Source organism: Candidatus Sulfotelmatobacter sp. (assembly GCA_035504415.1).
Classification (GTDB): domain Bacteria; phylum Vulcanimicrobiota; class Vulcanimicrobiia; order Vulcanimicrobiales; family Vulcanimicrobiaceae; genus Vulcanimicrobium.
Genome location: DATJRY010000017.1, coordinates 283,874 through 309,409, shown reverse-complemented (window position 1 = coordinate 309,409; position 25,536 = coordinate 283,874). Strand labels below are relative to the sequence as shown.

29 protein-coding genes, 1 tRNA gene, 1 other RNA gene and 1 pseudogene are annotated in these 25,536 nt (G+C 66.5%); 9 read left to right on the top strand and 23 right to left on the bottom strand.

Features of this window, described 5'->3' with window-relative positions:
- Nucleotides 1-9: 9 nt before the first annotated feature.
- Complete coding sequence (locus VMD91_15230; protein HTW85420.1) at nucleotides 10-1,875, bottom strand: hypothetical protein; 1,866 nt, start codon at nucleotides 1,873-1,875, stop codon at nucleotides 10-12.
- 122 nt (nucleotides 1,876-1,997) lie between these two features.
- Here VMD91_15230 and VMD91_15225 point away from each other — a divergent pair, with 122 nt between their 5' ends.
- From VMD91_15225 to VMD91_15210, 4 genes are all read left to right on the top strand, one after another.
- The gene (locus VMD91_15225) at nucleotides 1,998-2,183 is read left to right on the top strand and encodes a DUF3311 domain-containing protein (protein HTW85419.1); all 186 of its coding nucleotides are present in this window, start codon (nucleotides 1,998-2,000) and stop codon (nucleotides 2,181-2,183) included.
- Nucleotides 2,180-3,733, top strand: a complete 1,554-nt coding sequence (locus VMD91_15220; GenBank protein HTW85418.1) for a sodium:solute symporter — start codon at nucleotides 2,180-2,182, stop codon at nucleotides 3,731-3,733. Before VMD91_15225 ends, VMD91_15220 begins: the two co-directional genes overlap by 4 nt.
- A 62-nt stretch (nucleotides 3,734-3,795) precedes the next feature.
- Nucleotides 3,796-5,241, top strand: coding sequence for an alkaline phosphatase family protein (locus VMD91_15215; protein ID HTW85417.1), 1,446 nt, complete (start codon nucleotides 3,796-3,798; stop codon nucleotides 5,239-5,241).
- Between the two features lie 108 nt (nucleotides 5,242-5,349).
- A complete protein-coding gene (locus VMD91_15210) occupies nucleotides 5,350-6,621 on the top strand; it encodes a diguanylate cyclase (GenBank protein ID HTW85416.1) in 1,272 nt (423 codons plus the stop codon).
- Between the two features lie 3 nt (nucleotides 6,622-6,624).
- Here VMD91_15210 and VMD91_15205 read toward each other — a convergent pair whose 3' ends face one another.
- From VMD91_15205 to VMD91_15185, 5 genes are all read right to left on the bottom strand, one after another.
- Nucleotides 6,625-8,133, bottom strand: coding sequence for a hypothetical protein (locus VMD91_15205; protein ID HTW85415.1), 1,509 nt, complete (start codon nucleotides 8,131-8,133; stop codon nucleotides 6,625-6,627).
- 9 nt (nucleotides 8,134-8,142) lie between these two features.
- Nucleotides 8,143-8,517 (bottom strand): hypothetical protein, encoded by a 375-nt coding sequence (locus VMD91_15200; GenBank protein ID HTW85414.1) that lies wholly within the window; start codon nucleotides 8,515-8,517, stop codon nucleotides 8,143-8,145.
- A 64-nt stretch (nucleotides 8,518-8,581) separates the two neighbouring features.
- On the bottom strand, nucleotides 8,582-9,043 hold the full coding sequence (locus VMD91_15195) for a GNAT family N-acetyltransferase (protein HTW85413.1): 462 nt from the start codon (nucleotides 9,041-9,043) through the stop codon (nucleotides 8,582-8,584).
- Nucleotides 9,044-9,075: 32 nt separating this feature from the next.
- Entirely contained in the window at nucleotides 9,076-9,303 is a 228-nt protein-coding gene (locus VMD91_15190; protein HTW85412.1) for a hypothetical protein, read from the bottom strand.
- Between the two features lie 62 nt (nucleotides 9,304-9,365).
- On the bottom strand, nucleotides 9,366-10,076 hold the full coding sequence (locus tag VMD91_15185; protein HTW85411.1) for a PP2C family protein-serine/threonine phosphatase: 711 nt from the start codon (nucleotides 10,074-10,076) through the stop codon (nucleotides 9,366-9,368).
- 164 nt (nucleotides 10,077-10,240) lie between these two features.
- On the opposite strand from VMD91_15185, the gene VMD91_15180 reads away from it, so the two are divergent.
- From VMD91_15180 to VMD91_15170, 3 genes and pseudogenes are all read left to right on the top strand, one after another.
- Entirely contained in the window at nucleotides 10,241-10,564 is a 324-nt protein-coding gene (locus VMD91_15180) for a hypothetical protein (protein ID HTW85410.1), read from the top strand.
- A gap of 7 nt (nucleotides 10,565-10,571) precedes the next feature.
- Nucleotides 10,572-11,300, top strand: coding sequence for a hypothetical protein (locus VMD91_15175; protein ID HTW85409.1), 729 nt, complete (start codon nucleotides 10,572-10,574; stop codon nucleotides 11,298-11,300).
- A 30-nt stretch (nucleotides 11,301-11,330) separates the two neighbouring features.
- Nucleotides 11,331-11,903, top strand: a pseudogene (locus VMD91_15170) (DNA-3-methyladenine glycosylase).
- A 224-nt stretch (nucleotides 11,904-12,127) separates the two neighbouring features.
- Here the strand turns inward: VMD91_15170 and VMD91_15165 are convergent.
- The 12 genes from VMD91_15165 to VMD91_15110 all read right to left on the bottom strand — a co-directional run bounded on the left by VMD91_15165 (nucleotide 12,128) and on the right by VMD91_15110 (nucleotide 20,265).
- Nucleotides 12,128-12,706, bottom strand: coding sequence for an ImmA/IrrE family metallo-endopeptidase (locus tag VMD91_15165; GenBank protein HTW85408.1), 579 nt, complete (start codon nucleotides 12,704-12,706; stop codon nucleotides 12,128-12,130).
- 8 nt (nucleotides 12,707-12,714) lie between these two features.
- The gene (locus VMD91_15160) at nucleotides 12,715-13,149 is read right to left on the bottom strand and encodes a hypothetical protein (protein ID HTW85407.1); all 435 of its coding nucleotides are present in this window, start codon (nucleotides 13,147-13,149) and stop codon (nucleotides 12,715-12,717) included.
- Nucleotides 13,146-13,697: a hypothetical protein gene (locus VMD91_15155; GenBank protein HTW85406.1), complete on the bottom strand. Its 552-nt coding sequence runs from the start codon at nucleotides 13,695-13,697 to the stop codon at nucleotides 13,146-13,148. The genes VMD91_15160 and VMD91_15155 overlap by 4 nt, the downstream gene beginning before the upstream one ends.
- An 8-nt stretch (nucleotides 13,698-13,705) precedes the next feature.
- Nucleotides 13,706-14,509, bottom strand: a complete 804-nt coding sequence (locus VMD91_15150) for a ThiF family adenylyltransferase (GenBank protein ID HTW85405.1) — start codon at nucleotides 14,507-14,509, stop codon at nucleotides 13,706-13,708.
- Nucleotides 14,506-15,048, bottom strand: coding sequence for a hypothetical protein (locus tag VMD91_15145; protein ID HTW85404.1), 543 nt, complete (start codon nucleotides 15,046-15,048; stop codon nucleotides 14,506-14,508). The genes VMD91_15150 and VMD91_15145 overlap by 4 nt, the downstream gene beginning before the upstream one ends.
- A gap of 29 nt (nucleotides 15,049-15,077) precedes the next feature.
- Nucleotides 15,078-15,425 (bottom strand): hypothetical protein, encoded by a 348-nt coding sequence (locus tag VMD91_15140; GenBank protein ID HTW85403.1) that lies wholly within the window; start codon nucleotides 15,423-15,425, stop codon nucleotides 15,078-15,080.
- Entirely contained in the window at nucleotides 15,422-15,853 is a 432-nt protein-coding gene (locus tag VMD91_15135) for a multiubiquitin domain-containing protein (GenBank protein HTW85402.1), read from the bottom strand. The genes VMD91_15140 and VMD91_15135 overlap by 4 nt, the downstream gene beginning before the upstream one ends.
- A gap of 374 nt (nucleotides 15,854-16,227) precedes the next feature.
- Nucleotides 16,228-16,797, bottom strand: a complete 570-nt coding sequence (locus VMD91_15130; protein ID HTW85401.1) for a hypothetical protein — start codon at nucleotides 16,795-16,797, stop codon at nucleotides 16,228-16,230.
- The gene (locus tag VMD91_15125) at nucleotides 16,794-18,083 is read right to left on the bottom strand and encodes a hypothetical protein (protein ID HTW85400.1); all 1,290 of its coding nucleotides are present in this window, start codon (nucleotides 18,081-18,083) and stop codon (nucleotides 16,794-16,796) included. Before VMD91_15125 ends, VMD91_15130 begins: the two co-directional genes overlap by 4 nt.
- 350 nt (nucleotides 18,084-18,433) lie before the next feature.
- Nucleotides 18,434-18,792: a transfer-messenger RNA gene (gene ssrA, locus VMD91_15120) on the bottom strand.
- Between the two features lie 30 nt (nucleotides 18,793-18,822).
- Nucleotides 18,823-19,902 carry a quinone-dependent dihydroorotate dehydrogenase gene (locus VMD91_15115; GenBank protein ID HTW85399.1) on the bottom strand — a complete coding sequence of 360 codons (1,080 nt, stop codon included), beginning with the start codon at nucleotides 19,900-19,902 and terminating at the stop codon, nucleotides 18,823-18,825.
- On the bottom strand, nucleotides 19,903-20,265 hold the full coding sequence (locus VMD91_15110) for a phage holin family protein (protein ID HTW85398.1): 363 nt from the start codon (nucleotides 20,263-20,265) through the stop codon (nucleotides 19,903-19,905). It lies immediately after the preceding gene.
- A 27-nt stretch (nucleotides 20,266-20,292) separates the two neighbouring features.
- Between VMD91_15110 and VMD91_15105 the strand changes: the two genes are divergently transcribed.
- A complete protein-coding gene (locus VMD91_15105; protein ID HTW85397.1) occupies nucleotides 20,293-21,231 on the top strand; it encodes an alpha/beta hydrolase in 939 nt (312 codons plus the stop codon).
- A 9-nt stretch (nucleotides 21,232-21,240) separates the two neighbouring features.
- On the opposite strand, the gene VMD91_15100 is transcribed toward VMD91_15105, so the two are convergent.
- The 5 genes from VMD91_15100 to VMD91_15080 all read right to left on the bottom strand — a co-directional run bounded on the left by VMD91_15100 (nucleotide 21,241) and on the right by VMD91_15080 (nucleotide 24,765).
- Entirely contained in the window at nucleotides 21,241-21,384 is a 144-nt protein-coding gene (locus tag VMD91_15100; protein HTW85396.1) for a hypothetical protein, read from the bottom strand.
- Between the two features lie 180 nt (nucleotides 21,385-21,564).
- A complete protein-coding gene (gene uvrC, locus VMD91_15095; protein ID HTW85395.1) occupies nucleotides 21,565-23,583 on the bottom strand; it encodes an excinuclease ABC subunit UvrC in 2,019 nt (672 codons plus the stop codon).
- 59 nt (nucleotides 23,584-23,642) lie between these two features.
- A complete protein-coding gene (locus tag VMD91_15090; protein ID HTW85394.1) occupies nucleotides 23,643-24,293 on the bottom strand; it encodes a DedA family protein in 651 nt (216 codons plus the stop codon).
- Nucleotides 24,281-24,631, bottom strand: a complete 351-nt coding sequence (locus VMD91_15085) for a Clp protease N-terminal domain-containing protein (protein ID HTW85393.1) — start codon at nucleotides 24,629-24,631, stop codon at nucleotides 24,281-24,283. Before VMD91_15085 ends, VMD91_15090 begins: the two co-directional genes overlap by 13 nt.
- 57 nt (nucleotides 24,632-24,688) lie before the next feature.
- A tRNA-Pro gene (locus VMD91_15080) sits at nucleotides 24,689-24,765 on the bottom strand.
- Between the two features lie 94 nt (nucleotides 24,766-24,859).
- Between VMD91_15080 and VMD91_15075 the strand changes: the two genes are divergently transcribed.
- Nucleotides 24,860-25,534, top strand: a complete 675-nt coding sequence (locus VMD91_15075) for a TrkA family potassium uptake protein (protein HTW85392.1) — start codon at nucleotides 24,860-24,862, stop codon at nucleotides 25,532-25,534.
- The last annotated feature ends 2 nt before the right edge of the window (nucleotides 25,535-25,536 follow it).

Genomic DNA, 25,536 nt, shown 5'->3' with positions numbered 1-25,536 from the left:
GCTAGTCCGTCACCACGCCTTGCCCGCGGTCGCCGCGACGAGCTTCCACGTCGTCGATTGGCGCGCCACCGTCCCCTGCCACCAGTGGCCGTCTTCGTGAAAGAACACGACCGTCGTGTTCGGCGTCCCGAAGGTCCCGGTGAAGAACAGGTCGTTCGCGATGTAGCCGAAGCCGGAGCTGTTGTCGACGAGCATCCACGAGATGTTGTACGCCGAGAACGTCCCGAGGAACCAGTTCGCGTCGTCCGGGTGATAGAACAAGATCGCTTCGCTGCCGTTGAACTTGCCTTGGAAGAACACGCCCGTCGCCTCGCCGCCGCCGAATTGCGTGGCGCTGTTGTTGGCGACGCCCCACTTCATCTGACCGCCGACGAACGCTCCGACCCACCAGTTCTCGTCGGGCTGGTTGAAGAACAGCACTTGATCGAACTCGCCGCCGACGAAGTTGCCCACCCAGAACCGATGCACCGGCGGCGGCGCCGAGATGTCGCCGAATCCCACCGTGTTGCCGACCTGGGCGAACGTCATCGTCGTCCCGTTGAAGCTGCCCAAGAACCAATTGCCGTCGCCCGGATGGTAGAACAGAACGCTGTCCGCGGTCTGGCTCGAGAAGTGTCCGACGAAGAACAGCCCGCTCGCCTCACCGCCGCCGAACCCTTTCGAGTTCGTCGCGAGCTTCCACGTGATCTTGCCGGTCGCGTCGAACTGCCCCAGCCACCAGTTCGCGTCGTACTGATTGAAGAACAGGATGTTGTCCTTGCCGCTGCCGTCGAACGCCCCGACCCAGAACCGGTGCGCGGGCGGCGGGCTCGAGATGTTGCCGAATCCGGCCGTATTGGCGGCCAGCGACCAACTGAGCTTCGCGTTCGAGCCGGAACCCGAGAAGCTGCCGATCCACCAATTGTTGTCGTACGCGTTGTAGAACAGGATGTCGCTCGATCCGGCCGTGATGAAGTTGCCGACCCAGAACTGGTCGCCCGAGACGTTCCCGAAGCCGGCCGTATTGTCCACGTTCGTCCAGGTCAGGGTGCCGGCGGAAAACGTACCGAGCCACCAATTGTTGCTCGGCGGATTGTAGAGCAGCAGACTGTCCTGACCGCCGAAGTTTCCGGCCCACGTCATGAACGGGATGTGCGGCTGCGCGAGCGCCGAGGGGTCCTTCAAGCCGTACGCCGAGCGGAAGACGCCGCGAATCTGCGCTCCGTTCAAGTGCTGCGAGATGGAGGGACACGAGATCGCGATCGTTTCCGTCGTCGGACCGCCGACGTTCATCCTGATCTCGGCGTCGTTGTTGAAGGGGTCGTTGGGGTCGTAGACCTTCAACGTCAGATTGTTCTGCGCGTCGAGATCGTACGCCCACGCCAAGACCTGATGCGACTCGCTCAGCGCCGCGATGATGCCTTTCACGTCGCCCGGGCCGCACCACGGCTTCGCGACCAGCGAGAGCGGCGAGGGTCTGCCGGCGTCGATGTCGGCCTTGATGGCGGGCCACTCCGTTTCGATCATGCGCTTCGAGAGGCCGGCGCCTTCGAGCTCGATGGTGACGTCGTGATCTTGTACCTGCGTCCACTGCACGTCTTTGGGACCGTTGGCGTCGAGACTGTCGAGCAACCGCGAGGAGAGGTAGTTGAAGAGCGGCGACGGATCGGGCGGATTGGTCGTGTCGTTGGGCGGCAAGAGCCGCGGCGCGTGCAGAAACATGTCGAGCGCCGTCATGACGAAGCCGCCGCATAGGCCCTTGTTGGCGTCTTGCGAGGCGACGGTCCCGATGACGGGCAGCGTCACGACGGGGTAGTTGGTGCCCTTGTTCCAACTGTTCGGGAAGTGGAGGCCGGACTGACTCGGGAGAAAACCCGGAACTTGTGCCGACGACATGGCGCGCGCCCTCGACCGACGTGGGAGGCGGGGGTCGAGCAACATTCCGAGGCCCCCCGGCGCGGTCCTTCTACCGAGCCGCCCAACCGAGCCAAATCTTCCCGACGGGGAAAGGAAAACGCATGCGCTGGCGCTGGTACTTCCTGCTCCTCATCCCGTTCATCGCGCTGCTCGCCCCAGTCTATCTGACGGCGACGCCCGCGCTGTGGGGCTTTCCCTTCTTCTATTGGTACCAGTTCCTGTGGCTGGTCCTGAGCGCCGGGTTGACGTGGATCGTCTACCTCGCGACCCGTGAGGAACGGCAATGATCGACGGCGTCGCGCTGACGGTCTTCATCCTGCTCTTCCTGGTCGTCACCGTGCTCGGGTTCTGGGCCGCGCGCTGGCGCCGCGGCAACCTGAGCGACCTCAACGAGTGGGGCCTGGGCGGCCGCCGCTTCGGGACGGTCATCGTCTGGTTCTTGCTGGGCGGCGACCTCTACACGGCGTACACGTTCATCGCCGTGCCGGCGCTGATGTTCGGCAGCGGCGCGATCGGCTTCTTCGCCGTCCCGTACACGGTGCTGATCTATCCGATCGCGCTGGTCTTCATGCCGCGCCTGTGGGCGGTCTGTCACCGGCACCGCTTCGTCACGCCGGCCGACTTCGTCCACGGCCGCTACGGCAGCCGCGGCCTCGAGCTGGCCATCGCCCTGACCGGCATCCTGGCGACGATGCCGTACATCGCGCTGCAGCTGGTCGGCATCCAGGTCGTGCTGGCCACGATGGGTATCACCGGCAGCGGTCTGGCCGCCGACCTCCCGCTGATCGTCGCGTTCGTCATCCTGGCCGCGTACACGTACACCAGCGGCCTGCGCGCGCCGGCCATCATCGCGCTGGTCAAGGACACCTTGATCTACGTGACGATCATCGTCGCGATCATCGTCATCCCGCTCAAGCTGGGCGGCTTCGGCCACATCTTCGCGGCCGCGCAGACGGCGCTCGCGGCGCATCCGAAGCCCGGCTCGATTCTCATCTCACCGGCCGGCTTCGGCGCCTATGCGACGCTTGCGCTCGGTTCGGCGATGGCGCTGTTCCTCTACCCGCACAGCGTGACCGGCGTGCTCAGCTCGCGCAACGCCGACGTCATCCGCCGCAACGCCGCGCTGTTGCCGGCCTACAGCTTGCTGCTGGGGCTGATCGCGCTGCTCGGCCTGATGGCGCTCGCGGCCGGCATCGCGCCCAAGAACACCAGCTTGGCGGTGCCGCTGCTCTTCCAGGCGATGTTCCCCTCGTGGTTCGTCGGGTTCGCCTTCGCCGCGATCGCGATCGGCGCGCTCGTCCCGGCGGCGATCATGTCGATCGCGGCGGCCAACCTGTTCACCCGCAACATCTGGGTGCGGTACGTGCAGACCGACGCCTCGCCGGCGGCGGAGTCGCAAGTCGCCAAGCTGGCCTCGCTGGTGGTGAAGCTGGGCGCGCTGGTGTTCGTCGTCGCGATCCCCCTGCAGTTCGCGATCAACTTGCAGCTGCTGGGCGGCGTGTGGATCCTACAGACGTTCCCGGCCGTGATATTCGGCCTGTACGGACGCTGGTTCCACGCTCGTGCGCTGTTGATCGGCTGGCTGGTCGGAATGGTGCTGGGCACGGCGATGGCCGTCTCGCAGCACTTCACGTCGGTCTTTCCGCTGCGGCTCGGCGATGCGACCTATCCCGCCTACGCCGCGATCTACGCGCTCATCGCGAACGTCGTGGTCGCCGTGATCCTCACGCCCGTCTGCGACGCGTTGCATCTCGCCCGCCGGCCCGACGTCACCGTGCCGGACGACTACGACGATCGCGGCCGCGAGACGGCGCTGCCGTTGCCCGCTACACCGTAGCCTGCGTCTGACCTGAGAGGCGGCCGCAGGAGCAGGCATGCGCGCGCGCGGAAAGCGCGCGCATGCCGGGCCTCTCGCGATCGCGCTTCCTCTCGCTGGCCGCCGGGGCCACCACGGCCGCGGCGCTCACGCCGTACGCCGAATGGATACGACCCGCGTTGGCGCAGGCGGCGCCGGCGAAGCTCACCGACATCGATCACATCGTGATCCTGATGCAAGAGAACCGTTCGTTCGACCACTACTTCGGCACGCTCTCCGGCGTGCGCGGCTACGACGACACGAAGGTGGCGACGATGCCGGACGGCCGGCCGGTCTTCTACCAGCCCGATCGCAATTCGGCCAAGGGCTACGTCCTGCCGTTCCACCTCGACACCAAGCACACCAGCGCGCAGCGCCTGCACGACCTCAGCCACGCCTGGTCGGTGTTGCACGACTCGTGGAACGGCGGCCATTTCGACGGCTGGGTCACCGCGCACCGCCGCTCCAACGGCGAGAGCGCGCCGCTGACGATGGGCTACTACACGCGCGAGGACCTGCCGTTCTACTACGCGTTGGCGGATGCGTTCACGATCTGCGACGGCTACCATGCCTCGCTGATGGGACCCACGAATCCCAATCGCTACTACTGGATGAGTGCGTCGATCGACCCGGAGGGCAAGCACGGCGGCCCGGCGACCGATAACGGCGGCAAGCGCTACACGTGGGAGACGTATCCCGAACGGCTCGACCGCGCCGGCGTCTCGTGGCGCATCTACCGCACCGAGAGCACGAGCGAGTATCCCGTCGGGCTCGACGTGATCATGAACTTCGCGGCCTTCCAGGACGCACCCAAGACCTCGTCACTGTACGAGAACGCGGCCAAGGTGCGTTCGGCGGACACGCTGCTCGGCGACATTCGCACCGGCAACCTCCCCGCGGTGACCTGGATCGTGCCGCCCTACGAGCTGTGCGAGCATCCCAACATGCTGCCGGCGTCGGGCGAGGCGTTCGTCCATCTCATCCTCAACGCGTTCTGGTCGAACCCCAGCCTGTGGGCGAAGACCGCGTTCGTGATCGTCTACGACGAGAACGACGGCCTGTTCGACCACGTCGTTCCGCCGACGCCGCCGCCCGGTACGCCGGGCGAGTTCGTCGGCACGACGCCGATCGGGCTCGGCTTTCGCGTCCCGTGTCTGGTGCTCTCGCCGTTCGCGCGCGGCGGCTACGTCTGCAGCGACACGTTCGACCACACCTCGACCCTGCGGCTGATCGAGAAGCGTTTCGGGGTCGAGGTCCCCAACCTCACCGCCTGGCGCCGCGAGACCTGCGGCGACCTGACCAGCGCGTTCGGGTTCGGCGAGGCGCCCGACCCGAGCATTCCCGTCCTGCCGGAAACGACGCGAGCGCTCAAGATCGTCGAGATGCAGATCCGCGGCCTGCCGGCGCCGACGGCGCCCTCGATCCAGTCGATGCCGAAGCAGGAGGCCGCGACGTTCCAGCGGCGCCGCCGCGGCGCCGTGACCACCTGACGCGGAGGAGCAGCCTGCCGCCCGGCCAATTCTCTACGGTGCTTCGTCTGACGACGAGCCCCTAGGAGCGTCGCCGTGTCCGGGTCCGCCGTACAACAAATCGGGCTGATGGCCGCCGAGGCCATCTTCGTCGGCATCCTATTGCTGGCGGCCCTGCGCCTGCGCGGCTGGTTCGGTCCCTCGCTCGTCTACATCATCTTCGGCGGGATCTTCCAGCTCGCAGCGCTCTTCGCCGGCGGCGTGTACGTGCAGCTCACGCCGTGGCTGGTCGTCAGCTCCGGATCGGTCGTGCTGTTCCCGGCGGCGATGTTCTTGGTGCTCTACGTCTACCTGATCTCCGACGCACAGGACGCACGCAAGCTCATCTACGGTCTGGCCGGCGCGAACGTGCTGCTCATGCCGCTGACGTTCTTCGTCGCCTGGCAGCTGCGCTCGCCCGTCGTGGTCAACCCCTATCACCTCGAGCCGCAGCTCTTCGACCACCAGTGGCGAATCATCGTCTCGAGCGCGGTCGTCCTGTTCTTGGACACCGTGCTGGTCTGCGTGCTCTACGAGCTGGTCAGCCGCTTCTCGCGCAACGTCTTCGTGCGCGTCTTCGTATCGCTGACCGCGACGCTGTGGTTCGACTCGGTTGCATTCGTCACCGGCTCGTTCGGCGGGCACGCGGATTTCAACACCATCCTGGTCTCGCAGCTGATCGGCAAGACCGGCGCGGCGGTGATCTACTCGATCCTGCTCGGGGTCTACCTGTCCGTCTTCGGCGAATTGGAGGGCGTCGTCGTCGGCGACGGACGCGGGCTCGGTTCGACGCTGCGCTCGCTGACCTATCGCCAGCGCTTCGAGGAGCTGCAGAAGCTGGCGGAGCGCGACCCGCTGACCTCGGTCTACAACCGCGGCTACTTCGACGATGCGCTGCAGCGCCACACCGAGATCGCACGCCACGCCGGGCGTTCGCTGAGCGTGCTGATGATCGACGTCGACGAGTTCAAGCGGGTCAACGACGCGCTCGGACACGCCGAGGGCGATCGCGTGTTGCAGCGGATCGCGACCGTGCTCGGGAACTGCCTGCGATCGTCCGACTGCGTCTGCCGCTACGGCGGCGACGAGTTCGCGATCCTCTTGCCGCAGACCGGGACGACCGACGCGCTCGCGTCGGCCGAGCGCATCGTGGCCGAAGTGCCGCGCGCGTGCGCCGCTGCGGCCGCCGGTGCGCGCGGGACCGCGATCACCGTGACCATCGGCGTTGCGACGCTCCCGCACGACGGCTCGACGGCCGAGGAGCTGTTGGCGACCGCCGATCGCCGGCTCTACGAAGGCAAGGCCGCCGGGCGCAATCGCGCCGTCGGCGAGAAGGGTCCGCGCGTCACCTCGCGGACCTGACCCTCACGTCGCATACGGCAGCGTCGTCGAGGTGCACGACGGGCACGGCACGACGACCTGGTTGACGCCGGGCTGCAGCGAGAAGGTCACGACCGCGCCGGCGTGGCCGGCCGGCGTCACGTTCGCCCCGCTCATACCGAGGGCTGCCGGATCGGCCCACAGCGCGATCCCGAAGTGCAGCGCGATCGGCGCTTGGAAGGTCAGCAGCAGCTGACCGGCGCGCACGCCCGCGCTCGTGAGGGTCGGATAGTCGGCGTACGAGAGCGGCACCAACGGGACGTCGTAGGCCGAGGTCGGATCATCGGAGTAGCGGAAGGCGCGGGTCGGCAGCGTGTGGCCGGCGAGGAACGTCATGCCGATCTGCGCGTCGTGGAAGTCGATGGTGGCCGGATAGACGCGACCGCCGTCGAGCAAGCTCGGGAACGACGAGCCGCCGGCGATGAACGGAAACGCGATCGCGCGCGGTGCCGCCGACGCGCTGCGCAGCGTCGCATCCGCTTGCGCCAGCGTCTCGGTCTTCATGCCGTCGGCGACGGCGCGCGCGTACATCGCGGCGAGGATCTGCTGGTCGCCGGGGTTCGTATCCTCGGCGCTCTCCTGCTGCGACATCATCACGATCGGCTGCGTCGTGCCCGCGGCCGCGTAGACGTCGACCAGCTCTTGCACGTACTGCTCGGCGGCGGTCGCGCTGAAGCCGCCGCGCTGCTGCAAGTCGTCGGGGTCGGTCGAGAACGCGGCCTCGGCCGTGAACGGCTGCCCGGTCGTGTCCGACAGGTACGCGCGGGTGAGGTCGCGCGCGGTCCACTCGAACGCGAGCAGCGTGCAGCCGCCGTCCGGCTGGGGCCGCTTGTACGAGGTCGGATCGGCGCAATAGGTGCCCCAGGGCGCCCCCAGGTCGTAGGTGTCGTCGGTTCCGTGACTGTTCCACGCGATGCCCCAGAAGCCGGTCTCGCCACGCGCGAGATCCGCCTGCACGTCGCGCTCGTGCCCGGCCCCGTCGACCGACACCATCGGCACGTACCACGAGAACAGCGCCTGCATCCCGCTGATGAGGCTCGGGTCCGGTTCGGCTTCGACGTCGTCGCCGTCCGCCGTGTGGTAGCTCTGGTAGAGATCGACGTCGGTGAGGTAGTCGGCATCGCCGATCATCCACGTCACCGGCACGCTCGCGCCCGCGGCCGCGGTGTGGATCGTCTCCATTCCGGCTTCCGAGTACACTTCTTGCAGCGAGGTCGCGATGAAGACGGCTTGCGTCGACGCGCTCGGCTTCGCCCAGCGCGGAATCGGCGGCGCGGCCAGCAGCGCGCCGCTGCACGACGAGCGATGGTTCGTGTCGATCGGCGAGAACGCGCCGGCGGGGAGCGCGTAGGAGATCATCCCGTCGACGGTCGCGGTACAAGCGGTCGTCGCTTGGTCGATGACGCCGCTGGTATCCGGCGGCACCGCGGGGACGACCGTGGCGCGCCCGCAGGCCGCCAGCGCGGCGGCGACGAGCGCGACGAGCGGCCGCACCCTCACGGGTTATTCGACCGGGCCGCTGTCCGGCAAACGGCGCATGATCTCATGCGCGATCGCGTTCGGGTCTTCGTCGCGGCGCAGCTCGACCGCGATGCGAGGATAGCGTTCCCCGCGGGTCTCGAGCACGAGACAGTCGCGATCGCCGGCGGCGTCGACGAAAATCAGGCCTTCCGGGTTCGCGAAGACGCCGACCGACTTGTAGAAGCCGAAGTTCGTCCCTTGGATGTTGTATTGCAGCTCGAGGTCCTCGAAGCCGCTGACGTAGGCGTTGGTGACGTGCGCGTACGGCACGTCGAGCTTCCCGTCGAACCCCAAGAGGCGGTCGACCAGGGAAAACGTGATCTCCAGGTGGTCGTCCAGCAACCTCACGTCAGGCACGCGACACCTCCGCGCCCGACCGTTCGGCCGGGACCGGCGTCATCCTTGCTCGGCCGGCCGGCCGCTACAACCGTTTCGCGAGAACGACTGCCGTCGTTCCGGTCAGCGGCAGAATGTACGTCTCCGGGACCTTCGCGTACCCCCGCGCTTCGTAGAAACGCAGCGCGGTCCGCGTGCTCTCCAGCCGGCACGTTTCGAGTCCCATCGCACCGGCCGTTTCCTCGAGCCGCTGCAAGAGGGCCGTGCTCACGCCGCGCAGGCGCGCGGCCGGTGCGACGTAGTTGAGGGTGATCTTCCCGTCGTCCGTCATCGCGCCGACCCCGACGACCGCGCCGTCCTCCTCGACCACGAAGAAGTGCGATTGCGCGATCCACCGCCGCACGTTCTCGAGCGTCTTGTTCGACAACCAGCTGGCGATGTAGCCTTCGTCCCCGCCGTGATCGAGCGTGCACAGCTCCCGAATCGATGCCCGTATGACCGCACACGCCCCGGCAGCGTCGTCTTCGGTCGCTCGTCGTACCTGCACGTCGTCGCTTGCTTATGTCTCGATGAGACCGGCTATTCGGCGTCGATGTCCGGCTGCACGCTGTGTGAGATGTACGCCTTCGAGATGAAGGCGAGCAGGCTGCCGCATTCGTTTCGAAATTCGTGCAGATAGTGTCGATCGGAGAGGCCGTTCGCTCGGAAGAATGCGAGTTGGTCGACGAGCAGCGCTCGGTCGCGGTAGGTCAGGTCGAGCGCATCCGAATGCTGCGTCTTGACGACGAGCAGCCACGATTGGGTCATAGATTGCTTTCTGACCGCTCGGGCCTGGTGAGGAGGCAACGAGATCGCATCGCTTATACCCGTTAAATAAACCGCGCGACGAGAATCGCCGTATCGTCTTCGAACTCGACGCGTGAGAACGATCGGACTTCCGACAGCACGGCCGCGAGCACGCCTTCCGCGTCTTTGTCACAGTTCGCGTCGATCAGCCGCAGCAGGCGCTCGAGCCCGAAAAACTCGCCGCCCGGACCACGGCTTTCGGTCAGACCGTCGGTCGCGGCGACGAGCAGCGTGTTGCTTTCGACCGTGAGACGTGCCTCGCCGAAGAGCTCCGCGGGGTCATCGAAGAGCGCCAAGAGTGGAGCGGTGACGGGCAGTTCGTAGGCCGGCCGTCCTGGCTCGCGGATCGCGATCGGGTCGTGGGCCGCCGAGGCGTAGCGCAACACACCGGTCGCCGGATCGAACGCCGCGACGAACGCGGTGACGAACGACTCCTCGCCGTCGTTGATGTTTTTCTCGATGTACAGGCGGTTGAGCGAACGCAAGATGCGGTCGGGCGAGAATCCTTCCGAAGCATACGCTCGCATCGAGTATTTGACCAGCGCCGCATCGACGGCCGCCTTCACGCCCTTGCCGGAGATGTCCGCTATCGATAGCACCGTCTGCCCGTCGAGCAGACGGTAGACGTCGATGATGTCGCCGCCGACGTGCTCCCGGTTGCCGGCGTGCCGATATGCGAGTGCGATCTCCATGCCGGGCAGGCGCAGGAACTGTGGTGGAAAGAGATGCTCCACCAACGTCGCGGCGGCCGCGGCTTCGGAGCTGGGAGTCGAGCTCATCGTACGACGCTCACGTTGGCGCAGTGGGAGCGTGATCCCCCGTGGATTGAAAGCCAAACGGTTGGGTACGGTCTGAAGTGGACCCGCCATCGATCTCGGTGGCGATTTGAAAGGCCCCAATGAACAACATCTTGGCGATCGCATCGCGTCGCCTCGTCATCGCATCGGCGCTCCTCGCCGCGGCGACCTTCTCGTTCCCCGCCGCCGCTCGAGCCGACACGACCTCGACCGCCGCCATCGCCGCCGGTGCGGCCGCGATCGTCGGGGCGCTGCTGATCGACGGAAACAACCGCCCGTACTACATTCGCAACAACCACCGATACTACGTTTCACAGTCTCAAGCGAGCTACTACCGCAATCATCACCATACGGTCCAACGCCGCGCCTACGTTCCGGAAAACGAGTATCCGGTCGCGAACGGCAACAACCGCCACCACGGATAATCGCCACATGACGACGAGGCACGTGCGGCGGACGACGCGGCCGCCCGCGTCGAAGGGCCGGCTCTCGGCCATCGCGGCCGGCCTCGCCGTCGGACTCATCGCGGTGCTGTCGGAGCCTGCGCGCGCCGAGCCGCCGCCGATCACGCCGACGGTCGCCGTTCCGACGACGACGACGCCGCAAGCCGTGCTGGGGCAATTCGCCACGGCATGGGCGACCGTCACGTCGTACACGGCGACCGTCTCGATCTTCGAACGTGCCGGCACGCAGACCCAGAACGTCGTGCTCGAATACACGTTTCACCGGCCGTCCAACGTCAGCGTTCACGTCGACGCCGGCCCGAACGCCGGGGTCACGATGGTATGGGACGGCGGAACGACGGTCGTCGCGCACCGGGGCTCGGGCCTCGCCGCCCTCTTCAAGAAGACGTTCCCGCTCCACGACCCGCTCGCGACGACGATCCGCGGCTCGTCGGTCGACCAGCTCAGCTTCGGGGCGATCCTCGCCCATGCGCAAGACGAGACCGGACGGCTAACGCAGGCACCGCAAGCGGACATCGACGGCGTAGGCGTCGCAGCCGTCACGCTGACGTCGGCCGATCCGGCGGCGGACGCGGGGCTGACGCGCGAAATCGTCGAATTGTCGAGCACCACGCGCCTGCCGGTGCAGGTCCTCGGTTACGACGGGACGATGCTCGTCCGCAAGATCGATTTCTCGAACGTCGTCGTCGAGCGGTAAAGGGGGGCGCATACGCGCGTACTCGATCGGGCAGATCTCCCGCTCGACACCGTCAAGCTCGCTCGTTTTCTGATCGGTAAGATCGTCGTGCGGACATTGAGCGGCGGCGTGGCCGCCGGCCGCATCGTCGAGACCGAGGCCTATCCCGTCGGCGACCCCGCGGGTCACGCCTATCGCGGGCAGACCGAGCGTAACGAGGCGCTGTTCCTCGAACGCGGCCACGCGTACGTCTACATCGCCTACGGCGACTCGTCCATGCTCAACGTCTCGAGCGAGAAAGCGGGCGTCGGCGCGGGCATCTTGATCCGAGCGCTCGAGCCGACCGACGGTATCAGCATCATGGAACGAAACCGTGGCACGGAGCAGCTGCGCGATTTGGCGCGGGGACCGGGGCGGCTCTGCGCCGCGTTGCGCATCGACCTCCGGCTCAACGGGATCGATCTCTGTCACGAAGGCCCGCTCTGGCTCGGCTCCGACGGTCGTCCGGCGGGCGAGATCGGTGCGGGCAGGCGCATCGGCATCACCCGCGCGGCCGACAGCCCGTTACGCTTCTACGTGCGCGGCAACCGATTCGTCAGCGGCCCGCAAGCGCTCAACACGTGACGCCGGCGGCTCTGCGGCGCCCAACGAAAAATGCTCCATCCCAATAACTCCCCGCCGGTGGGCGATCGAGCGAGTCGCTGGGATGAAGCATCTACATGGGGCTCTATCCCAACGGCGGCCCGACGGCGCGACCGGTCATGTCGTGGATGTAGCCGCCGTACCGGTAGCCGACGGCGTTGCCTCGCGCACTGTAGATGAATTCGAAGGCCATGTTCCGGTCGCTCCTACTTCAGATTGAGTGCTTGGAGGCGGTACCCGAGTGCTTCTTTCGAGACCATCAGGGCATGAGCGACGCGATCCGGGTCGCCGTGTTCTTCGCGCCAAACGTCGCGCACGAGCCCTTCGGGCATCAAAAGATGCGCGGCGAACTTGTTCGCTCGAATCTCTTTGACTTTTCGGAGCCACGCTTTGGATTCCGCGCGAGCCTCGTCCATCGTGTTGAGGCTCTCGTCGTCTTCGGTGCAAGCGAACACTTCGGGATCCGCGGTCTCGAATAGCGACACCGCATTCCCGTGTCCGTGCTCAAGCTGCACGTGCCCGATTTCGTGCGCGAGCGTGAAGCGCTGACGAACGAGAATCTGACGACTGTCGACCATGATGGCGTTCAAGGTCGGGCTGAAGAGTCCGAGCAGCGGCTTGCCGCCGAGGTCGAGATCGGGGACGAACCACGGTTCGATCTTGCAGAACTCGCGCACGATTCGTTCGACGTCGACGGCCCGGTTGTTCGCCATCCGCGGCTGTCCCGAGCGAAGAAGCGTCGCATCGGCGAGGGCGGCCGGATTCGGACGGACCGGCTGGGTCATAAAACGGCTCACCGTTCGCGCCGCTCCCGAAGCTTCAGCAGATCGTTCAGCGTCGCGCTCGTCTGGCCGCTGTTCTGCTCGTCACGGGCGGCGATGGAGACTTGCTTGTTGGCGCCTTCCTTCGCCATCGCGAACGAATGGAAGTTGTTGAGCGTTTGAATGAGCTTCTTGAGTTGAACCTCGTTTGTTCCGCACTTCGCGATGAGGTACGATTGGAATTCCGGCACGTTCAGATCGTCGAGCCGGCCTTGATTCGTGTCCGCGATCTTCTTGAGGATCGGCGCGACGTCGATTTTGGGGGATGTCTTCAAGAACTCGTCGATGAGCTTCGCCAGCGGTGCGCGCGGAATGTTCTGGAACGCGTCTCCGACGCGCTCGGCGACGGCATCGCGATTCTTGAGATATTCGGCCGCGAGCACGGTCATTTCGTCGCGAGGCTTCATGACGACGGGTCCTTCCGGTTTTGCTCCAAGCCCGTGTTGAGCTTAAGTCTGGCGCGCTCGCGGATTTTTCGCGAGTTCGCTGGTGTGATGAGTTCGCCGAATTTTTCCTCGAAGTGTTCGGGGATCGGAACTTCTTGGGCGTCGGCGACGAGCGCCTCGAAGTAGCGCGGATTCGACTCGCGCAGCTCGGTCAACAGGTTGATTTTCTCACTCATGTCTTCGAGTCGGACGAGAAGCGCCGCGGGGTCGTCGCTCCGCGGAGCCGCGACGTCGAGGACTTCGTCTCCGGTATCGCCGAGCCGGTCGTCGAATCGCTTCTTTTCGGCCTGAAGACGCAGGGCGCACGTCTTCAGGAAGCCGCGAATCTGCGGCGCCAGCGCGTAGCTGGGCTCGCCGTCGTGAAGTTTTTTTGAGATTTCGATGAGCGCTTCTTGTACGATCTCGGCCTTGTTGTCGACGTCTCCACGCAGGAACAGGTAGAGCAGGCGCTCGAGCTGGTCGTAATCGCGTGTGGTTCTCGCTTCATCGAGGATGTCGACGACCGTCATTTTGCTCGTCACGCCGCGGCGACCCGCGGCGGGAGCACGGTGCGCCAGCCCGCCGCGTCGAGCGGGTAGTGCGGGCAGGGGCCTTTGACGTACGGGTCCGGCTTCATGGTGTGCGTGAGGCCATCATACCGGACGACCGCGGGGACCGGGAAATCGGGCGCGTAGCCGGTCATCAGGCTGAGCATGCTGCTCACCGCCTGGGACGCGAGGATGCCGTTAAGCGAAACTACCTGCTGCTCGGGGCGGCCGGCGAGATATTCCTGACGGTCGAGCAGCAGCGCTTCCTCCGTGACGACCTCGGCGCACCACAGGCAGGGGCCGCCGGGAACCGACGTGACGATCTGGCCGCCGATGGCCTGGACGGTCGTCTCGTCCTCGGCGACGTGGATCCTCAGGCCGATGTCGATGTACGGCACGAGGGCCGCACGGCAGAAGCCCTCGATGTTGTTCCGGGACCGCGCGCCATCGACGGCGCCGAAGACGACGTCGCTCTGCTCGATCCAGCGGCGCGCCTCGCGGGCCTCCGCCTTGTGCGGCACGGGGATGATGCGAGTTCCAAGATCTCCGAAGCGCCGGGCGAGCAGCGCGGCCTTCAGCTCGCCGACGTCCTTGTAGCCGGCGCCGACGACGCGGTTGACGTTGTGGTCTTCGAGCGGATCAAAGTCGACGAGGGGGAGGCGACCGACGCCCAGGTGCGCGACCTGCTGGGCGAGGTGCGACCCCCCGCCCCCTGCCCCGAGGACGGTGATGGTGGCTTCCCGCAGCCAGGTCAGGCCATCGCCGAGGAAGCTCATGCGGCTCATCGTGTTCATGCGCTTACCCGCAGCTCGCCGAAGCGGTCCGGGACGACGATGACCCTCGTGTCGGTCAGGCCGCTGGCAACGGCGAGGACGCACCGGGCGTCCGTTTCGCTCAGGACGACCGCACCGAACGGCGACGTCTCGGCGCCTACGGCGAGCGCCGCCATGATGGACCGGTTGGTGCGCGCGTCGACGCCGCTGAACATGGGCATGCCGACCCCGCCGTGCGAGTGCGTGAGCATCAGGCCGACGTTGCCCGGGATGCCGGCATTGGCGACCTCAATCGCCCACTCGGTGCTGAAGTTGGCGCCGGCCGGTCCCTCGACGTAGGCCTCGTCCGGGAACGGAAGGACGCCGACGGCGACGACCACCGTTCGGCTGTCTTCCGAGGCGAAGCGGACCCGGAGAAACGCGAGCGGCTCGGGCCGCTGTCGGTTCGGGCGCGTCACCTCGCGCAACTCGTGGATGACGGATCGCGGGATGCGTAGCCGGTAGCGGGCGGGCTCGGCGGCGACGGGCGGTGCCGCCTGCGGCCGCGACGGCCCGAACAACCAGGCGACGAATCGGAGAACGGCCTCAATCATGGCGCGGCCTCGTAGAGGCGCAAGTGCGCCAGGATGCCTTGGTGGAGCGGCAGGTCGGCCGGGACGCCGTTGTAGCTCGCGGCGTACATCGTGCGCCCGCAGAGCACGTCGGTGACCGTCTGCGGCGTGGCGCCGTTCGCGCCCCGGATCGGCGTCTCGAAGAAGAGCCGCGTCGAGTAGCCGCCGTGCGCCGATGCGTGGTATATCGCGAACGCCGCCGACGGCGCCGCCCCGGCGGGCAGCTTCAGCTTGGGCAAGATGATGAGGCGCCGCGGCGGCTCGACGACCTCACGGACGCCGGAGCCGGCGAGGGCCTCCAGCGTCCGCAGTTCGTCGCCGCTCAACTCGCGTGGCCCACCGGCGGGACGGTGATGAAGCGCTCGCCTTCCTTGAGGTGGACGCGCTCCTCGTCGCCGATCTTGACGCGCTGCCCGTCGTGGAGCAGGCGGTACAGCAGGTTGCCGGGCGGGCGGTGCGCCAGCGCCTTGATTTCGGCGCCCGTGCGAACCTCGCGATGCGAGACGTACGGGTCCCCGTCGACCTCGATGCGGATTGAGACGTGGTGCGGGTGATGGACGATGACGAAGCGCTCCTGCTCGTGCAGGTGCACGATCTCGTCGTCGTCGACGCGTTGGCGCTCGTCGCCGTCGAGGCGGAACAGTTCCCCGTTCTCCTCGTCGACCAGGGCCTTGATTTCGGCTCCGGTGCGGCTGGCGTGGTGGACGTCGTGGCGGTGGCCGTTGATTTCGATTTGGATGGTCGTGTGGTGCATCGCGGTGTCTCTCTGAGCCCTTGGGGGTCCGGGACCGAGCCGGAATCTTGGCTTTCATGGAGAGGTCATCGCGACGGGATCGAACGTGACAGGTCGGCCACAAGCTTTTTTAGCCCCGAACCGGGACGGCTCGCCCTTCCGCAACTTTTGCGCCGCGATGAACCGCCGGGAGCGGCAACCGGCCGCGTCGGCCGGCCCATCTTCCAGCGCCGGTGTGCCACACGTCTGGCAGTTTTGCAGACTCCGTTCAGAGAGGAGCGGCACTCTGTTCTAAGCGCCTTCTGCGCTCGGGGCATCTTGGATTTCCCGATGCTCTCGAGGCGTACTTTCGCGCCAGACCGAGAGCGTACGATCTCGCCGCCTGCAGCCCAAACCTACGCCTGAAGCCAGTCCAGGCGGTTGATGAGGTCCCGAACGATCTTCAGCACATCGTACGCGAAGGCGAAGTCGTAAATGTGCTGAGCCGCCGGGTGGGTGGTGCGGTTACGCTGGTCGCGGATGATATTCCAAAGCCGGACGTCGCTCGGCTCAATGATGCCGGCTTCCGATAGCGCCTTGATGTTTTGCTCGAACGTGAAGAAGCGTTTTCCGATAGGCTGATTGATGCCACGTTCCCTGCATGCGGCCGCGGCGGCCGAATCCGCGATGCGGAGCATGTCGTGCGCGCCGAGTGTGAGCGCCGGATAGTACCAGCCGGCATAGCACATCGCGCCGCGGCTGAAAGCGAACATCCGCCGTATCTCCCACGGAACCCGAGCGTCGAGTTCGATGGCGAGCACGACGGGGACCCAGTCCTCGGGTTCTTGATGATAGATGTCGCCGGTCGACCGTTCGCGTTTGACCATGGTCGCAACGATAGGATCGACTGTCAGGACGTTGTCGAGCGTTACGGCCTTGAAGCCGAAGTGCGGTTCGGCAGGAGGTTCGGTATTGTTCGTCGTCACGATAGCCGACGTTCCTTGAGCCAGTCCCGAAACTCTTTGATGTTGTTGAACTTCTTCGGTATCTTCCCGATGAGCGCAAGAAGATTGACCGATATTTCGCGGAGCTGTCGTTCCGCTTTGTCGTTTTCGATTTTCTCGCCGGCATGAGAGATTTTGTTTCGAAGCCGGTAGAGTTCACCAATAGTTTCGGAAAGCATCAGCCGATTCTTCAGGTTCGAGGACAGGATCATGGCCGAGCCCTCTGCGAGGTCTCTGCTGAGGGGATTTCCACCGCCGTCGGACGTGAAGAACGTCTCGATGGACGTGATGAAGCTCGTGATTTTGTTCTCGAGCAGCTCCTGCCGGCTGCCATCTGCGATCCAGTGCATCGAGGTGAGCATTCGCTTTTCGAAGTCGGTGCGTTCTTCTTCGGACTTCGCAAGTGCGTCGAGGATGGCGCGGAATCCGCTCTTCTTGAGACTTGCGAGCCGGTTGGCGTTCATTTCGAATCGGAAGTCGAACAGAAAGCGGTTCATAGTGTGGATGCTGCTTTCATCACTCGCGATTACAAGCGTGATTGGCTGCTTCGTGAGGAGGTCGCCGCCGGTTCGAATTCTGATTCCGCGTTCCGGCGGCTCATAAACTACCGAAGCGAGCTGAAGAAAGTCGAGGATGGGAGCGACGCGGCGTTCTGCTTCGGCTTGTGCTTTGTCCGGGTCCGTCCGCACGATGACTTCAGCACACGGTTGGTTCAGAAGAAGAGTCGTCATTTCGACGATTTCCCCACGGAGCCGCTCCTTCTCGACTTTGTTGTGTGGTGTCGATTCGACTATCCTGAAGAACATCGAACGAATGCGGCGCTGCCGAGCCGCGGTAATGGTGTGAAGCTTGATGTCGGGAAACACCAATCGCATCTTGCCGAGAAAAAGACGGGCGATTGGGAGCACGACCGTGAATTTAGGCGCTTCCCTTTCGAGGCATTCGACGGCGCGAGTCGTTGCGGTGAGGACGGCGTCTTCCGAAGGATCGTCGATTGCTGCACCGACAAGATCGCTCTCGGCGCTGTCGAGATATTTCTCTGACCACTTCGCGCGCCAGGCTTTGCGTTCAGAAAAGCTCTCGCGGAAGGCGATGAGGGCGTCCAACGTCTCGCGTCGACGGAAGTGGATGATTTGCTGTTTGAGGGTGAACGTTTTCCACTCTGCATGGGGAATCGTCAGGCTTGCCGGTGGGCGGCCCTCTTTTTTCAATTCGGCGACGAACAAGCAGAGCGCGTCAGCGATGGCTTTGATGGCTTTGTGATTCATCGTTGACTCCGATCCGTGGAGGAGGCCCGGGCTCATCGTTTTGCTATGAACCTCCAACTGCCCGGTCTATCGTCAGTCGCTTTGTCGATACTCGAAAAGCTCTACGACGGCGTCGTCGACTTCAACAACAACGTCGTTGGCCGCCGCCGCCGGAGTGATATTACATCAAGAACGGCCACCTCGACGATCTCGTGCCCGCCGCGGACATCGTCGACGGGAACGGACAGAATCGCCCAACGGCGACAGTGACTGGGACGAAAGCGCCCAATCACGAAAAACTCAATCCCCTCTGCCGGGGAGTCGCTGGGCGATCTCACTGGCAGAGGGGATTGAGCACGTACATGGCGATATGGTGGAGCTGCCGGGGAGCCGCCCCCCGGGTCCGAAAAGCCGGACCGCCGCTTTCTCCAGGCTCAGTACCGATTTTGTCTTAGACGTCCCAGCTTCTCGGAACAGGAATCAGGGACGTCGCATCTCCGGTTGAGTTTCGGATGCCTCTCGGAGCGCCTCAGCATCCTAGCCGGACTTGATGACCGTCGGCAGAGTGGATCCGGCTACCCTCCGCGGACGGTCGCTGTTAAGTGTTTAGCTTAAGCAGCGAGAGCGTATTCGTTGTTCGCGTGTAAACGCTTGTGATCGTTTTAGGAGGGCTCACAACTCCGCCTGCTTACGTCGGCCACGGATCTCCCCGTCGAGACTACTCAGCCCCGCGAACGAGTCCCGTAGGACCAGCACCCCACTATAACACGGTACCCAAACCGGCGGTTCCCGCCGGCGTGCCGCTCGCTTCGGCCACCGAGGCGAAGCCGTCCCGGCGCAGCAGCGCGGCGAGCTCGCGCTTGATCCGGGTCACCAGGGCCGTCCCCTCGTAGATCAGGCCGGTGTAGAGCTGCACCGCGCTCGCGCCCGCCCGGACCTTGGCGTAGGCGTCCGCGCCGGAGGCGACGCCGCCTACCCCGATCAGCGGGATCCGTCCGCCGGTCAGGTCGCGCACGCGCGCCAGCAGCGCGGTCGAGGGTGCGAGCAACGGCCGGCCCGAGAGCCCGCCGGGCTCGGCCGCCGCGGCGCCGTGCAGGCCGCGCGGACGCGTGCGCGTCGTGTTGGCGACGACGATGCCGTCGATGCCGCCCGCGACCAGGGTCGTCACGAGGCGTTCGAGCAACGCGTCCTCGACGTCGGGCGCGAGCTTGGCGACCATCGTCGGGCGCGCGCCGTACCACGGGATCGCCGCCAGTTGGGCGAGCAGCTCGGCCAATCGCACCGGATCGAGAAAGAGCTGTCCGTTCTCGCTGTTCGGGCACGAGATGTCCAGCGTGAGGTAGTCCGCGTGCGGCGCGAAGCGGCGTGCGAGCCAGACGAAATCGGCCGTCGGATCGTCGCTGTCGCCGTTGGCGGCGAGGTTGACGCCGAGCGCACCGAGCGGCCCGCGTCCCTTGCGCGCCAGCCGCGCTTCGAGCGCGTCGGCGCCGTCGTTCGGAAAGCCCATGCGATTGATGACCGCGCCGTCTTCGGGCAAGCGGAACACGCGCGGTCGCGGATTGCCGAGCTGCGGTTTGGGCGTCACACCGCCGATCTCGACGAACCCGAAGCCGTGCGCGGCCATCCGTTCGTAGACGCGCCCGTTCTTGTCGAACCCGGCGGCCAATCCGATCGGGTTCGGCAGCGCACGCCCGAACAGCGTCGTCGCCAAGATCGGATCGTCGTCGCGCGGCTGGCCCGGCACGAGCCCGCTCTCGAGCGCGCGCAGCGTCAGCTCGTGCGCGTCTTCGGGGTCGAGGCGATGCAGCAGCGGCCGCGCCAGCCGGAACGGGTCGAACACTCAGGCCGTCTTGCGGTCGAAACCAGCCGTGAACAAGCTGAGTATCCAGGAGATGATCGCGGTCGCGATCGCGCCCCAGAAACCGGCCCAGAAGCCGTGGACGTAGAGTCCGATTCCCAGCGAGCCGACGAGCCAGAACAGCAAGCCGTTGATCACGAGCGTGAACAAGCCGAGCGTGACGATCTGGAGCGGCAGGCTCAGGATCACCAGAATCGGACGCAAGATCGCGTTGACGACGCCGAGAATCAGCGCGGCCAGCAGCGCCCCGCCCACCCCGCTCACGCCGACCCCGTGGATCAACCCGAAGTATGCGATGACGTAGAGGGCGATCGCGTTGACGATGACCCGGATGATGAAACCCATGCACGCTCCTTCGCTCTGCTCGCTGCGGTGAACCGCCGGCGCTTCATGCTCGCCACGGCGGCGACGCTCGGCGCCGCTGCGTTCGCGCCCGCACGGGGCGCGGCCCCCGAGGGCGTCTCTTTTCCCGCCGCGGGCGGTTCTCTCGCCTATCGCCGCTTCGGCACGGACGGCCCGATCGACGTCTTGCTGGCCGGCGGCCCCGGCATCGATTCGACCTATCTCGACCCGGTCGCCGAACGGCTCGCGAACGGCCGGACCGAGCTGGTCTTCGACCAGCGGGGTACCGGCGCGTCGCGCGCCGCGGAAGCCGACGGCGCGCAGATGACCCTGGCCGGCTTCATCGCGGACCTCGACGACCTGCGCACCCAGGTGGGGCTCGAACGGCTCGCGCTGATCGGTCACTCGTGGGGCACGATGCTGGCGATGGCCTATGCGGCCGCGCACCCCGAACGCGTCGCATCGCTCGCGCTGCTCGATCCCGGCGGCCCGGACCTGCGCTTCGGCCAAGACTTCGAGCGCCGGATTCGCGCCCGCCTCACGCCGGCACAGCGGGCAGCCGCGCAGGCGGCGGGCACGGCGGGGCGACCGGACCTCTACGCGATCCTGCCGGGGTACTTCTTCGACAACGCGCTCGGCGCGGCGTACGCGGCGCGTCCGGGCGCGATCGTCGTGCACGACGACGTGCAGAACCTGCTCTGGCCCGATCTCACGAAGCACTACGACGTCAAGGCCGCCCTGCGCGGCACGACCATCCCCACCCTGGTCGTCTACGGCGACGTCGACCCGTCGCTGGCGGCGAAGCCGGCGCTCGACGCGCTCTTCCCGCACGCGACCGTCGTCACGATCCCGCGCGCGGGGCACTTCCCGTGGCTCGAGAATCCGGACCCGTTCTACGCCGCGCTGACCGCGTTCCAGGCCGGCGCGTCCGGGCCGACCGCTCCCGGTCGGCCCGCGTCCGCGTCGTAGGCGACGGCCCTACTCGTCTTCCTCGACGTCCTCGTCGTCGACGTCCTCGTCGTCGTCGTCGTCGTCTTCGTCGTCGTCGTCTTCGTCGGTATCGTCGTCGTCGTCCACGGTAACCTGGATCGCGTAGTCGTTGCGCTCGTCGAAAAACGGCATCGGAAGGTTGCTGACCTCACTGACTCGTGGTGTGCTGCTGTGTCGCTCGTGAGCGGAGCCTTGCGATCGTACCCGCGAATGCGCCGGTTACGCTCGGTCGCGCGACGACGACGACCTGCGCGACGGTGGCATGCACAGCGGTCGAGCTGTGCGTCGTGTGACGCTCCGCCGGAAGGCGTGCTAGCGCTCGAGGCCGGCCTTCACCCGTGATGCCAACGCCGGCGTCATCCCCTTGACGGCCGCGATCTCGTCGACGGACGCGCGACGAATCGCGGCCACCGAACCGAACGCCGTCAGCAGCCGTTTGCGGCGCACCGGGCCCACGCCGTCGAGCGCGTCGAGCGCCGAGCGCGTCATCGACTTCCCGCGCCGGTTGCGGTGGTGGGTGATGGCGAAACGGTGCGCCTCGTCGCGGATGCGCTTGACCAAATGCAAACCGGGCGAGTTGGGCGCGAGCACGATCGGCTCCGACTGTCCGGGAAGGTAGAGCCACTCGTGCTCCTTGGCCAGCCCGGCGACCGGGATGCCCCACATGTCGAGCTCGTGGAGCACCTCGACGACCGCGTTGAGCTGTCCCTTGCCGCCGTCGATCAAGAGCAGATCGGGCTGCTGGTGGAAGCGCTCCTTCTTGCGCACCTGCGCCTCGAGCGCCAGCGCGGCGGCGTTCCGCTCGTCGATCGGCGGCCGGTCGGCGTCACGGCGCAGATAGCGCAGCCGCCGCCGCAGCGTCTCTTGCATCGAGGCGAAGTCGTTGGGTCCCTCGACGGTCTGAATGGTGAAGTTACGGTAGTCGCTCTTCTTCGGGCGCCCTTCGATGAAGACGACCATCGAGGCGACCGAGTTCGTCCCCTGGATGTTCGAGATGTCGTAGCATTCGATGCGGTGCGGCGGCTCGGGCAAGTCGAGCGCGGTCGCCAGCTCCGTCAGCGCGCTGGCCGAGGCGCTCTCGACCGCTTCCTGGTGCGCCAGATACGCGCGCAGGTTCTGCTCGGCGTTCTTCTTCACCAGGCTCAGGTACTCGCGGCGCTCGCCGCGCTCGGGGCGCAGGACGCGCACCCGTTGGCCCTTGATCTCCGTCAGCCAGGCTTCGATCACGCTGCGGTCGTCGGGGAGCGCCTCGACCAGGATCTCCTTGGGAACCGCCGACTCCCACGCCCGGCGCCGCCGAGCGTGCGTCTTCTCGGCCATCGGCACGGGCTGGTCGCGCGCGGCGCGCAGTGCCAGCGGTGAGGTCTCGACCGCGCCGTCAAGACTGCCCGCGTCGCGCGCGCCCGTGCGCGCCGTGTAGAACTGCTTGAGGAACTCCGAGAAGATCTCCGCGTCGCTGGCCTCGTCGGTCCCGTCGAGCACGAAGTATTCCTGACCCAGCAGCTTGCCGTCGCGGACGAGGAAGACTTGCACGCACGCCTGACCTTGACCGCGCGCGAGTGCCATCAGGTCGACGTCGATGCGCGAGCGCCAGACGACCTTCTGCGCTTCGATCGTGCGCCGCACCGCGATGATGCGGTCGCGCAGCCGCGCCGCCGCCTCGAAGTTGTACTGCTCGGCCGACTCCGTCATCTCGCGCTGCAGCCGCTCGATCAGCGGATCGTAGTGCCCCTCGAGGAACAGCACGACCTCGTCGACCAGCTTGTCGTAGTCGTCCTCGGACTGGTAGCCCACGCACGGCGCCAAGCAGCGCTTGATGTGGTACTGCAGGCAGGGGCGCGCGCGCCGGCCGTCGATCGGCTCGCGACAGGTTCGCAGCGGGAAGACGATGCGCACCAGATCGATCAGCTCACGCAGTCCGGCGGCGTTCGTGTAGGGGCCGAAGTAGCGCGCGCCGTCGTCCTTGAGCACGCGGGTGAAGACGACGCGAGGGAAGTGCTCGTTGGTGACCTTGAGGTACGGGAATCGCTTGTCGTCGCGCAGCCGCACGTTGAACGGCGGCTGATGGCGCTTGATGAGGTTGGCCTCGAGGATCAGCGCCTCGACCTCGTTGGTCACCACGACGGTACGCACGTCGACGACGCGCTCGACCATCTTCTGCGTGCGATACGGGTGCGCGGCCGAGTCCTGGAAGTACGAGCGCACGCGGTTGCGCAGCGAGACGGCCTTCCCGATGTACAGGATGCGGCCGTCCGCTCCGATCATCTGGTAGACGCCGGGGAGGTCGGGCAGTTGCGCGAGCGTGCGCTCGAGTCGATCGTCGTGGTTCATTTCGGGCGGCTCGGGGCGAAGCCCCGAACGCGACGGATTCGGCCCTCAGGCCGAATCCACTAGGCCGCGAGGTCGCCGGCGGCGGCGGCCTTCTTGCGGCGCGCGCGCCAGAACAGCCAGCCGGCGACGGCCACCACCACGACCAGCACGACGATCAGCACGGCCGCCTTGTGCAGCGCCGCCAGGATCGTGTCGAGGTTGCGGCCGGCTTCGTTGCCCAGGAACGCCAGGCCGAAGCAGAACAGCGCCGAGCCCAGCGCGGTGTAGGTCAGGAAGTAGCGCTTGGGCATGCGCGAGAGCCCGGCCGGCAGCGAGGAGACGCCGCGCACGAACGGGATGAAGCGGCACCAGAACACCGTTGACCCGCCGTAGCGCGCGAAGTACGCGTGGACCCGGTCGTACTCGTGCTCCTTGAAGCGGATGTAGCGACCCCAGCGGTGGACGAACGGCAGCCCGCCGTAGTAGCCGATCGCGTACAGGATCGAGGTCCCGATCAGCTCGGCGCACAGCGCGACGATCGCCGCGACGACCCACCCCGGCACCGCCCCGACCGGCGGCAGGTGCCCTTGCCCGGCCAAGCCGCCGGCGGTCGTCAGGACGACCTCGAGCGCCGCCGGAACGCCCAGATTGCCCAGCACGACGACGACGAACAGTCCGGCGTAGCCGTAGTGGAGGATCAGGCCGTGGAGGATCTGGGTCAGGTGTTCCATGCGCGCCTCAAGATGTCGGCGGCCAGCCCGCCGCCTTCGGTACGAATCGCCTCGAACAGGTCGATCGGCTCGATCTCCCGGTCGCCGGCCAGGCGTTCGGCGACATGTACGATCGTACGCACGCGGGGTGTCACCAAGATGCCCTCCCAGGACCGCCCGTCGCCGGTGCCGAGCGAGCGCTTGACTTCGGCGTGGATGCGCGCCGGATCCACCTGCTCGGAAGCGAGCAGGGCGTCGATCCGGCCGTCATGCTCCTCCAGCAGCGCGTACAGCATGTGCTCGGCGCCCACGTAGTAGTGGTTATGGTTCCGGCACTCTTGCTCCGCTGCTCGGAGCACGCGACGGGCGGCTGGGCTGAAACGTGAGAACAACGGCGGCCCGGAGGGGAGGGGTGATGGTCGGGGCGGCAGGATTTGAACCTGTGACCTCTGCGTCCCGAACGCAGCGCTCTACCAAGCTGAGCTACGCCCCGTAACCGGCTCGGACCAGCCCCGAATTCGTAAGGCCCATGGCGGCTCCTGCCCCGGGGAACAATGACCGCAACAACGAACTGCAAGGTCGCCCCCATGAGATACCTGATCGTCGGCTGCGGCCGGGTGGGCTCAACGCTCGCCAAGCTGCTCGTCGCCGACAAGCACGACGTCGTGGTCGTGGACGAGAACCCCGCCGCGTTCAAGCGGTTGGGGAACCGCTTCGCAGGCCAGGTCGAGGTCGGCACCGGTATCGACTACGACGTCCTCAAACGCGCCGGCGCCGATCGTGCCGACGGCTTCGTCGCGGTCACCGACGGTGACAACCGCAACGTCATGGCCGCCCTGATCGCGCAGCGGATGTTCCGGGTCCCCAAGATCGTCGCGCGCATCTACGATCCGCCGCGGGCCCAGCTCTACCGCGAGCTGGGCATCGAGACGTTCTCGCCGACCACCATCGGCGCGCACTTCCTGCGCGACCGGCTGCAGGACGTCGCCTACGCCAGCGTCCCCTCGTTCGACTTCGGCAAGCTTTCCTCGCTGGTCGCGACCGTGACCCGGGCCCAGGCGGGCAAGCGGGTCGACGAGATCGAGGTCGACGGTAAGATCCGTATCGCCGCCATCCGGCGCCTGGGCAGCGTGAGCATCGCCGCCGGCGGCGACATGCTGCAAGAAGGCGACGAGATCAACGCCATCGTCGCACCCGACGCGCTCAGCGCGTTCGCCGCCGCCTTCGCAGCGGCCCGGCCCGAAGCGAGACTGACCGCGTAAGC